At 69.0% G+C, this 11395-nt stretch carries 12 protein-coding genes; 4 read left to right on the top strand and 8 right to left on the bottom strand.

From position 1 onward, the window contains the following. Window positions 1-11: 11 nt before the first annotated feature. The 7 genes from ACQ3DC_RS11385 to ACQ3DC_RS11415 form a co-directional block, all read right to left on the bottom strand. Window positions 12-1526 (bottom strand): PfkB family carbohydrate kinase, encoded by a 1515-nt coding sequence (locus tag ACQ3DC_RS11385; protein WP_430752258.1) that lies wholly within the window; start codon window positions 1524-1526, stop codon window positions 12-14. After that, window positions 1523-2233: a D-sedoheptulose-7-phosphate isomerase gene (locus tag ACQ3DC_RS11390; protein ID WP_430752259.1), complete on the bottom strand. Its 711-nt coding sequence runs from the start codon at window positions 2231-2233 to the stop codon at window positions 1523-1525. The genes ACQ3DC_RS11385 and ACQ3DC_RS11390 overlap by 4 nt, the downstream gene beginning before the upstream one ends. Then, complete coding sequence (locus ACQ3DC_RS11395) at window positions 2230-3483, bottom strand: glycosyltransferase (RefSeq protein WP_430752260.1); 1254 nt, start codon at window positions 3481-3483, stop codon at window positions 2230-2232. Before ACQ3DC_RS11395 ends, ACQ3DC_RS11390 begins: the two co-directional genes overlap by 4 nt. After that, a complete protein-coding gene (locus ACQ3DC_RS11400; protein WP_430752261.1) occupies window positions 3480-4517 on the bottom strand; it encodes a glycosyltransferase in 1038 nt (345 codons plus the stop codon). The genes ACQ3DC_RS11395 and ACQ3DC_RS11400 overlap by 4 nt, the downstream gene beginning before the upstream one ends. Then, window positions 4514-5602, bottom strand: a complete 1089-nt coding sequence (locus tag ACQ3DC_RS11405; protein ID WP_157239490.1) for a glycosyltransferase family 9 protein — start codon at window positions 5600-5602, stop codon at window positions 4514-4516. The genes ACQ3DC_RS11400 and ACQ3DC_RS11405 overlap by 4 nt, the downstream gene beginning before the upstream one ends. Continuing rightward, window positions 5602-6138 carry a D-glycero-alpha-D-manno-heptose-1,7-bisphosphate 7-phosphatase gene (locus ACQ3DC_RS11410; RefSeq protein ID WP_157239492.1) on the bottom strand — a complete coding sequence of 179 codons (537 nt, stop codon included), beginning with the start codon at window positions 6136-6138 and terminating at the stop codon, window positions 5602-5604. Before ACQ3DC_RS11410 ends, ACQ3DC_RS11405 begins: the two co-directional genes overlap by 1 nt. Before the next feature lie 178 nt (window positions 6139-6316). Further along, on the bottom strand, window positions 6317-7282 hold the full coding sequence (locus ACQ3DC_RS11415) for a sigma-70 family RNA polymerase sigma factor (protein WP_430752262.1): 966 nt from the start codon (window positions 7280-7282) through the stop codon (window positions 6317-6319). Window positions 7283-7431: 149 nt separating this feature from the next. Here ACQ3DC_RS11415 and ACQ3DC_RS11420 point away from each other — a divergent pair, with 149 nt between their 5' ends. Beyond that, window positions 7432-8487 (top strand): NAD-dependent epimerase/dehydratase family protein, encoded by a 1056-nt coding sequence (locus ACQ3DC_RS11420; RefSeq protein ID WP_430752263.1) that lies wholly within the window; start codon window positions 7432-7434, stop codon window positions 8485-8487. Here the strand turns inward: ACQ3DC_RS11420 and ACQ3DC_RS11425 are convergent. Then, the gene (locus tag ACQ3DC_RS11425) at window positions 8484-9128 is read right to left on the bottom strand and encodes a hypothetical protein (protein WP_430752264.1); all 645 of its coding nucleotides are present in this window, start codon (window positions 9126-9128) and stop codon (window positions 8484-8486) included. The two genes, ACQ3DC_RS11420 and ACQ3DC_RS11425, sit on opposite strands and share 4 nt — an antisense overlap. 214 nt (window positions 9129-9342) lie before the next feature. On the opposite strand from ACQ3DC_RS11425, the gene ACQ3DC_RS11430 reads away from it, so the two are divergent. The 3 genes from ACQ3DC_RS11430 to ACQ3DC_RS11440 all read left to right on the top strand — a co-directional run. Further along, entirely contained in the window at window positions 9343-10329 is a 987-nt protein-coding gene (locus tag ACQ3DC_RS11430; protein ID WP_430752265.1) for a hypothetical protein, read from the top strand. Continuing rightward, entirely contained in the window at window positions 10329-10760 is a 432-nt protein-coding gene (locus ACQ3DC_RS11435) for a phage holin family protein (protein WP_321215180.1), read from the top strand. Before ACQ3DC_RS11430 ends, ACQ3DC_RS11435 begins: the two co-directional genes overlap by 1 nt. Continuing rightward, on the top strand, window positions 10757-11395 hold a 639-nt coding region (locus ACQ3DC_RS11440; protein ID WP_430752266.1), incomplete at its 3' end, for a DUF3618 domain-containing protein. The genes ACQ3DC_RS11435 and ACQ3DC_RS11440, both read left to right, overlap by 4 nt.

The raw sequence follows: 11395 nt of genomic DNA on the forward strand, positions 1-11395 counted from the left end.
CCGGCGGCCGGTCAGCTCACCTTGGCGAGGGCGTGGGCCAGTCCGGTGGTGGAACGGGCGGGGTGGTAGGGAACGGTTAGGCAGCGCCCGCCCCACTTCTCCACGAGGTCGGCCTCCGGGAGGCGGGCGCCCTTGTAGTCGCCGCCCTTGACCCAGATGTCGGGGCGAAGGCGCTCCAGGGCCGCTTCCGGGGTGTCTTCATCGAAGATCATCACGGCGTCCACGCATTCCATGGCCAGCAGCAGCTCGGCCCTGTCCTGTTGGCCGATGATGGGCCGGTCCGGGCCCTTGAGCCGGCGCACCGAATCATCGGAGTTGAGGCAGACGATCAGGCAGTCCCCCAGTTCGCGCGCGGCCGCAAGGGACCTGACATGGCCTGCGTGCAGGAGGTCGAAGCAGCCGCCGGTCGCCACTACCTTGCCGCCGTTGTCCCGCACCACCCGGGCCAGCAGGAGCGGTTCGCTGATCCGCCGCTTGCCGCCCACAGGGGTCGGGGGCCTCAGCGGTGCCGCAATCGGGGCGTCGGAGCCGGCGTCGGAAGCGGCTTCGGCGTCGCGGCCGGAACCGGGGTCCGGCAAGGCGGACACTCCCCCGTTGGCCAGGAAGTCGGCGGCATCATGGACTGCGAGCCTGGCGGCCTCCCCGAGGTCCCTGCCCGCCAGGAGGTGCACGGCCAGGCTGGCCGCGAGCCGGTCGCCCGCACCGCAGGGATCGCCCGCTTCCACCCGGGGCGCCGGCACGGCATCCGGGGAATTACCGCCCGCCCGCAGCAGCACCGCGCCGTGTTCGCCCTTGGTGACCAGGACGGCGCGGCTTTGCCAGTGCTCCAGCAGGATTCTGCCGGCCTGGACAGACGGGTCCTCCGGCTGGCGCTCCGGCGAATGCCCTTCCAGCCCGTGGACATCCCGGCGAGGGCCGCCGGGCACCGGGGCCTGCCGGCGTTCCCCCGCCAATGCCTGGGCCGCTTTGCTGGCCTCTGCGAGGTTGGGGGTCACCACGGCGACGCCCGGCACGGGATCCGGGCCGGCGGGATGCGGATCCCAGATGATGGGGATGGTGCCGGCCAGCCGGGCCAGGAGGTCGCGGAGCTGCGGATTTGCCGCCAGGCCCCTGCCGTAGTCGGCCACGACAATCGTGCCAGCCATCTCGACGGCGCGGAGCATGGCCGGGCTGGCGTCCGGGATGGGGACCTCCCCGCAGCCCTGGTCGAAGCGGACCACCGGGTGCGATCCTGCCCTGACCCGGGTCTTGACCGGCGAGGCATAACCGCTGGGACCGGAAACGAGCCGCACTCCGGTGAGGTGCGATTCCAGCTGCCGGCCGGCGTCGTCATCGCCCAGGACCGTCACCAGCGTCACGGGCCAGCCGTCCTGGGCGAGCATCCGCGCCACCAGGCCCGCACCGCCGGCACGCCGCTTCACGCCGGAAACGTCCACTACGGGAACGGGCGCATCGGGGCTGAGCCGGGTGGCGTCGCCGGACAGGTCCACGTCCAGCATGACGTCGCCCACCACGACGATCCTCATGGCCGGCCTCCCCGCAGTGACAGGGCGGCATCGGCGCCGCTGCGCCGGCCCACTTCCAGGTCAAAGGCGCGGCACATCGCATGCAGGGCGATCAGGTGCCCTTCCTGGGCGTTGGCGTTGAGGGCGTCGACCATCACGGCTTCATCGCAGGCATCGGCCAAGGGATTGGGGCCGACGCCGGTCAGCGCCCAGGTGGTGATGTTCAGCCGGGCGGCAACTTCCGCCGCGCGCAGCAGGTTGGCGCTCTTGCCGCTGGTGGACAGCAGCATGAGCACGTCGCCGGACCGGCCGTGCGCGCGCACCTGCCGCGCGAAGACGTCGTCGAAGCCGTAGTCGTTGGCGATCGCGGTTACTGCCGAGGATTCGGCATGCAGCGAGATCGCGGAGAAAGGGACGCGTTCGCCGTCGAACCTGCCCACTAGCTCGGCAGTCAGGTGTTGCGCTTCAGCCGCCGAACCGCCGTTTCCGGCTGCGAGCAGCCGCTGCCCGCGCAGCAGGCGCTGGGCCAGCTCCAGGCCCCAGGCGGCAAGGCGGCTGGACTGGCTCCGCAGCGAATCCAGCGCCGGCATCACGTTGTCCAGGTGCGTCAACACGATGTCCGAGCTGACCGGGTCCACAAAGCCGGATCCGGGCAGCGCCGCGGGCAGGGCCGGCGGGGCGGCCAACATCCGCAGGTCGGTTTCACGAAGGGACCATTCCGCCGTCACAGTGCCGCTCCTTCCATCGGGGCAAGGCTGGCGGGAGCCCCTGCCATCGCCAGCTGATAGGCCTTTTCGGTCTCGGCGGCCACCCGGTCCCATGAGTACCTGGTGCGGGCCCGGAGCTTGCCCGCATTTCCGAGCTCCGCCCGCAGCGTGGGGTTGTCCAGCAGCATGGCAAGGGCGGACGCGATGGCCTCGGGATCCCGCGGCGGCACGTGCAGCCCGGTCCCGTGGTCCACCACGGTGTCACGGAGGCCGCCCACGGCCGCGGCCACCACCGGGACGCCGCAGGCCATGGCCTCCAGCGGAACAATGCCGAAGGGCTCATACCAGGGGGCGCACACCACGGCATCGGCACTGCGGAAAATCCCCGGCATCGCCCCCCGCGGCACCTGGCCCTGCAGCCTCACCTGCTCCGAGACCCCCAATTCGGCCGCAAGGTCCATCAGGCGGCGCACTTCGGGATCGGCATGGAGCGCCCCGGAGTCCCCGCCGCCGCCCACTATCAGGAGCTCGACGTCGTCGAACCCCGCCTCGCACAGGTACGGCAGCGCCTTGATCACCAAATCCACGCCCTTGCGCGGCACCAGGCGGCCCACCGACAGGATGCGGTGCCGGCGCGCGCGGGCATCCACGGGTCCCTCAGCGGAGAAAAAGCCCAGGTCCACACCGCAGGGGGCGATCGAGATCTTGGCGGTGCTGATGCCCATGGCCTTGAGCTCAAACACCTCGTCCGAGCAGGTGGCAATGATCCGGTCCGCGGACCGGCCCACGCCTGGTTCAAGCCAGCGGCGTTCCTGCGGGCTGGTGTCCTCTGCGCCCTGGTGCCGCCGCTTGACGGTGCCGAGGGCATGGAAGGTCTGGATGACGGGAATGCGGTACCCGGCATCCGGGCGCCTGGCTGCGTCCAGGGCGGCCAGGCCGGACATCCAGAAGTGGCCGTGCACCACATCCGGCGGCCGCCGGCTCCAGTCCCCGGCCACGCCGTCGGCCAGGTCGCCCATGAAGGGCAGCAGTTCGTCCTTGGGAACATGGCGCGGCGGTCCCGCATCCACGTGGACCACCTCAAGCCGGCTGCCCACCCGGACCCTGGCGTGAAGCCCCGTTGCATCCCTGCGGGTGTAGACAGTCACGTGGTGCCCCCGCCTGGCAAGGGCTTCGGACAGCGCCGCGACGTGCACGTTCTGCCCGCCGGCGTCCACTCCGCCGAGTGCCGCCAGGGGACTGGCGTGCTCGGAAATCATCGAGATTCTCATGGGGTCTTCCTCTCCCGCGCCGGAACAAGGATCCGCTCGTCCGGGCGTTCGTTGTGGCGGTGGCTGGACTTGATGACAACGAGGTCCGCCAGGACCTCATCCCAGCGGTCCTGGAACCTGCCCAGGCCGTAGCGTTCCAGTGCAGCCTCGCGGGCGGCGACGCCCCGCCGTCGTGCTTCCTCCGGATTGGCCACCAGCCGCTGCGCGCAGCGGAGCAGTTCGTCGATGTCGGCAGAGACGGCGCCGGCTTCCGGCGGCACCGCGCGGGGCGCTTCGGTGGTGGCCAGGGCAACCACCGGCATGCCCAGGTGCATGGCCTCCAGGAGGGACAGCCCCAGGGAGGTCCAGCGCATCGGGTGGATGTACACCCGGCACCTGGCCAGTTCACGGTGCAGTTCCCGGGTCTTCAGGTCGCCCCTCGGGGTCAGCCGGGACTCTGCTATCCCGGTGGCGGCGGCCAGGCCGTCGGTCTTCATGCCAAAGACCTGCAGCGGCGCCACCGACGCGAAGGCGGGCAGCAGGTCCGTTCCGGTAACGCGGCCGCGCCGGATGGGTTCATTCACCACCACCCCCAGTTCGGGCAGTTCCCCCGTGTAGAGCTGTCCGGGGTCCGGGATTCCGTGCTCGACCACCGTTGCAGCCGCAGAGCCGTTGTCCCAGGCCAGCCTGTTGAAGTGCGTCACGTGGACCAACGGGATGCTGCGCTGGTCCGCAAGCGGGTGGCGGGTATTGGGGAAATCGCCCTTGGGGGTGTTGTGCTCCACGTACACGGCAGGCAGGTCCGCGCCTGGCCGGCGGCCCAGCAGCCGGGCAACTTCGTCGATTTCTTCCGGGCGTTGAAGGACGACGGCGTCAACCTCCTCCGGGTCCAGCGCTGCGAGGTCCACCTCCCGCACAGATGCCGGCCAGTCCCTGCCGGCACGGCCAAGCCCCCAGGGTCCGCCGCCCGGCAGGACGGGAAGGAGGTACTCATGACGGCCGCGCACAAAGGCGTCCGTCCAGGAACCGTGGACATGCCAGAGCAGGATCTTCATCTGTTGCGGGCCTTTCTACGGGTGCTGACGTGGGTACTGAAAGAGCTCACTCCGCCCATCAGGCGCTCCACCGCCGCCACCACGTCCTCGGGGGAAACGGAGTCCAGGCAGGGGTGGCCCGGGACCGGGCAGACGCGGGCGCGGGTCATCCGGCAGGCTGCGTTCTGGTCCCCCAGGAGTTCCAGCGGAACCCCGTACGGCGCCCAGCGGATGGCCGGAACCACCGGCGAAAAGAGGCAGGCAACGGGTGTGCCCACGGCGGCCGCGAGATGCGCCGGACCGGTGTTGCCGGTGACCACCGCCTCCGCCCCTGCCATGACACCGGCCAGTGTGTGCAGGTCCGTTCGGCCGCCAAGGTCCAATGCTGAGGGCCCGGCCACCGTGGCGGTCAGCGACGTTTCCCCCGGACCGCCCGTCACCACCACGCGGTGCCCTGCGCCTTGGAGGAGTTCGACGGCGGCCGCGTGGTGCAGCGGCGGCCAGGCCCTCGCGGGAACGGCCGCGCCGGGGTGGACCACCACATAAGGCTCCCCGCCCACCAGGTCCCGGACATCCGGCACGGATGCCAGGTGCAGCTTGCCGTCGTCGCCGGCCGGGAGCCTGAAGCCGGCGGCCTCGGCGATGCCCAGGGCGCGTTCCGCCTCGGGCTGGTCCTCGGGGAAGTCCTCCCCCGGTTTGAGCCGGACGTCCAGGAGGGATCCCGCGTAGTCAGTGGAAGCCCCCGTGATGCGCTCAACGCCCGCCAGCCGCAGCAAAAGCGCCAGCGGAAGGGGCGACTGATGGAAGGAGGTGAGGATGACGGCTTCGGTAATCCTGGAGTTCCGGACATACTCAATCAGCCTGTCGGCGTGCGGTCCGGTCATCTTTGGGGCGGGATTCATGATCCACGGGCTGTCCCAGCTGTAGACCTCAGCGGCTCCCGGCAGCACGCCGGCCGCCGCCTCCCCCTGCCTGCCGCACAGCAAGACGACGTGGTTGGGCCTGCTGCCGTCCGGGATCCTGCCGTTGGCTACGGCCCTGACTGCAGGACCGGCCAGCAGGACGTCGCCCATGCTGTCCAGGCGCGCCACCAGGACGCGCCCCATTACCGCCCCTCCTGCAGCAGGAGCACGGCGCCCGCAAGGTCCTGCGCCACCAGGCGGGCTTCAGCCACTTCACCGGCAAGGGTCACGTGCGTCGGGACCAGCACTCCAGTGGCGCCGGCTGCCTCCGCGGCCCGCACGTCCGCGCCGATGTCACCGATCAGCGCGGCCTCAGCCTCCCGGATGCCGAGTTTCCGGCATGCGCTGTGGACCATGCCCGGCGCCGGCTTCCGGCAAGGGCAGCCATCCTGCTCGGCATGGGGACAGACTTCCCACACGTCGAAGGGGCCCAGCAGTTCGTCCACCCTTGCATTGACACTGGCCACTTCGGCGGCAGTGATCATGCCGCGGGCAATGCCTGACTGGTTGCTGACGACGCCGGTGGCAATGCCCTCGGACCGCAGGGCGTCAAGCACGGCTTTGGCGCCGGGCATTGGCCGGACAAGGTCGGGGTTCCCGTTGTAGGGGACGTCGACCACCAGCGTTCCGTCCCGGTCGAAAAGGACAGCCCTGAGCCTGGATGTTGCGGTGCTTCCCATGCCCTCCCTGTTCCCCTCTGCCGCTGCCCCTAAACGGGGCCGGACGGTTTTCTCACCTGCCGGCCGCTTCTGGCGCCAAGCCACTGAGCAGGCAAGATAACGCTGCGATTGCCTGCTGCGGCTTCTCCCGTGCGTCCCGGGGAGGGCCGGCTTCGGTGCTCCGGCGGGAGCGTGGCTGCTACTTCTTCCTGGCCTGGGCGGTGCCCCTGCGGGCCGGGTTCCGGCCCGGCCAGGCAGGATTGCCCGGCCCGTGGAGGGCCCGCAAGCACGCTTCGGAGGCCGTTGCCCTACTTGCGCCATGGCTTCCGGTTCCGCGGACTGTTTTCCCTCGGACTGCGTCCAGTTCCCGCGGGTGCAAGCTTGCCTCAAGCCTTCGCTGGAGCTCCACCAGGACTTTGGCAAGGCGCCGTGAGACCTGCATCTGGGACATGCCCAGCCGCTTCCCCAGCTGCACCTGGGTCTCCTCGCAGAAGTAACGGCGGTAGAGGAGCTCCCGGTCCGCTGTGTCCAGGTCCTGGATCGCGTCGCGCAGGCAGGCGAGCTCCTCCAGGCGTTCCAGCGGCGTTTCGGGGCATGCCAGCACTTCACCGATGGACGGCGCGTCCGAATGCGGGTTGACGGCGTCCAGGGAGTCCGGGTGCATGCTGCTGGACGCCGAGATGGCCTCCTGCACTGCGGCCGGATCCTCATCCAGCACACCGGCAAGTTCGGCCACACTGGGGTTCCGTCCCAGCGACTGGGTCAGCTCCGGCTCGGCCCGGAACATCCGGGAACGCAGGTCCTGGATGTGCCTGGGCGGCCGGACCACCCAGGTGCGGTCGCGGAGGTACCGTTTGAGTTCCCCGGTGATGGTGGGGGCAGCGTAGGCGGGGAAGCTCTCGCCCTTTGACTGGTCAAAGCCGCGGGCCGCCTTGACCAGCCCCAGATAGGCCACCTGGTTCAGGTCGGCCCGCTCGCGTCCGCGGGCCTCGAAGCGGGCGGCCAGGGCCTCGGCCAGGTCCAGGTAGCCAAGCACAAGATCGTTTTCGAAGGTCTGGCGCAGCCGTCCCATTTTGGCCCGGGACGGGCTATTTCCCATGAATTCGGGCTGATGTTGGTGGGCGGCCGTAGTATCCGCGGCAAGTGCGGGAAGGTATTCGGGCATTGTCGTTGGTTCCCTCGGGTCGGGGGTCCGAAAGCCTGCGGCAAGACTCAGAAGAAGGAAATCATAAGGTTGCTTATAAAACAATCCCTCCCGGTTATAGGCTCGCCCTGTAAGCGGTACTAGCCGGCCACGCCAAGGAGTCCCTGCCAATGCACATCGCCATCACCGGAGCCAGCGGAAACGCGGGAACGGCCCTGCTGCGCAAGCTGCAGGCGGAGTTGTCCCAAAAACCGGGAAGCCTGCAGTTGACGGGGATCAGCAGGCGCCGCCCTGACACCAGCCGGGCACCCTATTCAGGGGTGGAGTGGCACACCCTTGACGTGGGCCTGGCGAGCGACCGGCCCCTGCTGGACGCTGCGCTGGCAGGAGTGGACGCCGTCGTTCACCTGGCATGGCAGATCCAGCCCAACCGGGACCTTGAGCTGCTGTACCGGACCAACGTCACCGGCACCAGGAACGTCCTTGCGGCAGCCGGGAAGGCCGGCGTGAAACAGGTGGTCTGCGCGTCGTCCGTGGGCGCCTACAGCAAGGCTCCCAAGGATCGCCGGACGGATGAGTCGTGGCCTGCCCGGGGCATGCCGGGTTCACACTACAGCCGGCACAAGGCGGAGCAGGAAGAAGCCCTGGACGCTTTCATGTCAGCGGAGCCGGGCATCTCCGTAGCCAGGCTGCGCCCGGCCCTGATCTTCCAGCGCGACGCCGGGAGCGAGATCGGGAGATATTTCCTGGGGCCGCTCATCCCAAGGCTCCTGCCGGGGAGGCTGCGGGTGCCTGTCCTGCCAGTCCCGGAGGACCTCATCTTCCAGGCGGTCCACGCCGACGATGTGGCTGATGCCTACTGGCGCGTCATTGACCAGCGCGCCTCCGGGGCATTCAACGTTGCAGCCGAACCCGTCCTGACACCCCAGGAACTTGCCCGCATCCTGCGGGCCCGAAGGATCCTGCCCATCCCCATGGGACTGCTCCACGCCGTCGTTGGTGCGGCATGGAGGCTGCGGCTCCAGCCCACAGACTCCGGGTGGATTGAGATGGCGGCCGGAGCCCCCGTCATGGACACTGGCCGGGCACGGCGGATACTTGGCTGGGAACCCCGGCTCTCATCCACCGAGGCAGTCACCGAGGTACTGGCGGGCATGGGAACGGGGGAAGGAGTTGCTCCCTCCCCCGTCCTGAAACCGAGGAACGTTCCTTCGCCCGCGGACTAGATGCCCGGGCGGGGATTCTGCCTGTCCCCGTGGGCACCCCCGGCAGGATTGGGGCCCTCGTTGCGCCGGCCGTCCCGGTCAACGTCGGCGCGGTCAACATCGGTGCGGTCCGCGTCGGTGCGCTCAGCGTCGGGGCTGGCTTCATCACGTAATGCCGGGCCCCCGGCAGTGTCAGCCCGGCCGCCTGCGGCGCCCTCACGGTTGGCACCCTCGCGGCTGGCGTGGCGGACATCTTCACGGTCGGCGTACTCACGGTCTGCATGGCCGGCACCGTCGCGGTGGGCACGGTCGCGCCGGTCGCCCCTGCCGTCGGGGTCCAAGGTGACGTCAGGGTCAAGCTCGTCGGCTTTGCGTGTCCGTTCGTTCACGTCGTCGCGGAGCGACTTGGCCTCCGTGGCCTGCTGGTCCGCCTGCTGGCGCAACCGCGCCGCATCCACCTGTGCCTGCTCCGCATCCGCCCTGGCCCGGATCGCCTTCGCTTCGCGCTCGCGGGCATCGAGCTCCTTGGCCTCGGCCTCGCGGCGGATTTCAGCCGCCTTCTCCCGATGTGCGTCATCCCGCTTCTGCTGCATCGCCTTGCGGCGCCGCCCGCTTGCCAGCAACAGCAGAACCACCAGCACCACCACAACGACGGCAACCAATACCCAAATCCATGGAGCTGTTTCCAACCTACCCACCACTTTCCACTTCGATGTACCCGGCAGGCGATCGCCTTACCGGCCGACTCTTTTGGAACCTAATGCAACTCGCTTAGCAAGGGTACTTACCTTTTATTAGTAATCATGCTTATTATTTTACGGCCAGTATTGCTGGTTCTTGATCAACAACCGGCCTTCTTGGAAAGAGAGAGCGAAGATGACAGAGAACCAATGGCCCGAGGACCCCGCCTACACGGCCCCGCCGGCCTCCACAGGAATTCCGGGTGAGCGGTCCGCCGCCACCTTCCCGTCCGCCGCCACTCCCCCCTATGGCCAAACCCAGACCGGCGACATCTCCGGGGCTTCCCGCAAGGATGCGGCAAGGGAAGAAGCAGCAGACGTTGCGCGCACGGCCAAGGATTCCGCCCAGGGCGTTGCCCAGACCGCCAAGGAGGAAGCCGCGCATGTGGCCTCCGAGGCGAAGACCAGTGCGCAGGATCTTTTGCACCAGGCGAAGTCGGGCCTGACAAGCCAGGCGGGAACCCAGCAGCAGAAGGCAGCGGAAGGCATCCGCTCCATTTCCAGCCAGCTGCAGAGCATGGCCGAGGCACCTGACCAGCAGGGCGTGGCCAGCGACCTGGTCCGTCAGGCTGCCAGCACTACCGAAACGGTAGCCTCCTGGCTTGAGACCAAGCAGCCGGGCGACCTTCTCGGCGAAGTCCAGAGGTTCGCCCGCAACCGCCCCGGCACGTTCCTGCTGATCGCTGCAGGCGCGGGTGTCCTGGCCGGACGGCTCACCCGCGGACTGACCGCAGGGGCCCCCGAAAGCTCGTACGGCACGGGCACCACCACGGCCGGCCTTGCCGGCCAGTACCCGGGCGCCGGGTATTCCGGTACGCAGTACGGGGACCAGTACACCGAGTCGTATGCACCGGCAGGCGGGACAGTGCCGCCTCCTCCGGTCCAGCTTCCCGGGCCGGCCACCACCACCGCAGGGTACGACGGCGGCGCTCCCGGCAGCGGCTACGGGGAGCCAACGCATCCGGCCAGCGCACTGGACAGCCCCCAGCTGGTTGAAGAACCGTGGTCCGGAAACCGGGTTGCCGACGATCCGCTTGGCAACCGAGACCTCGCCGACGATCCTATGGCAGGTGATCCCCTCACCCGGGACCGCTCCAGGGATGGCCAGTCTGGCGGGCTGTGATGAGTAGTTCTATTCCGGAGATGCCCCCGAGCGAGGCGCACCTGAAGGCTGATAACGCCTCGCTGGGTGAGCTGCTCGGGGACGTGACCCGCGACCTGTCCACGCTGATGCGCCAGGAAGTGGAACTCGCCAAGGCCGAACTCAAACAATCCGCGACCAAGGCCGGCAAGGGCTCGGGCATGCTCGCCGGCGCAGGCGTGGCCGGGCACTTCGTGCTCGTCTTCCTGTCCCTGGCCCTGATGTTCGCCCTCGGCGCCCTGATGCCCCTGGGCTGGGCCGCCCTGATCGTCGCCGTGGTCTGGGGCATCACCGCCGCGGTCCTGGCCTCGATCGGGCGCAAGGAACTCAAACAGATCAAGGGCCTGCCCCAGACCGGCGAGACCCTGTCCGAAATTCCCCCAACCCTAAAACCAGGTGAGGTAAACCGATGAGCGATAACCCGGACGCAATCCGTTCAGACATAGAAGCCACCCGCGCCCGCCTGGGCACCAACGTTGACGCGGTCGCCGACAAAGTCACCCCGTCCAACATCGTCCACCGCCAAACCGACAAAGTAAAAGACGCGGTCACCGGCGTGAAGGAGAAAATCATGGGCACAGCAGACTCAGCCACCAACACCGTCAACGACCGGATGCACTCCGGCGCCGGGCACACCAGCAACGCGATGCACTCCACCGGGGACACCCTGCACGGGGCCAGGGACAACGTGGCCTCCACGCTGTCCGACGCCGGCACCGCGATCTCCAACGCCCCGGACCAGGTCAAAGCCAAAACCCAGGGCAACCCCCTGGCCGCCGGCCTGATCGCGTTCGGCGCCGGGATGCTCATCTCCTCCCTGATCCCCGCCAGCGACAAGGAACGCGAGGCAGCCCAGCAGCTCAAGACCGCCGCCGAGCCCCTCGCCACCCAGGTCACCGACGCCGCCAAGGACATGGCCCAGGACCTCAAGGAACCCGCCCAGCAAGCCATGGAAAACGTCAAAGCCACCGCCACCGACGCCGCCCAAAACGTCAAAACCGAAGGCCAACACGCCGCCACCGACGTCAAAGACCGCGCCACCGACGCC

The organism is Paenarthrobacter sp. NEAU-H11 (assembly GCF_050573415.1).
In the GTDB taxonomy this organism is placed as follows: domain Bacteria; phylum Actinomycetota; class Actinomycetes; order Actinomycetales; family Micrococcaceae; genus Arthrobacter.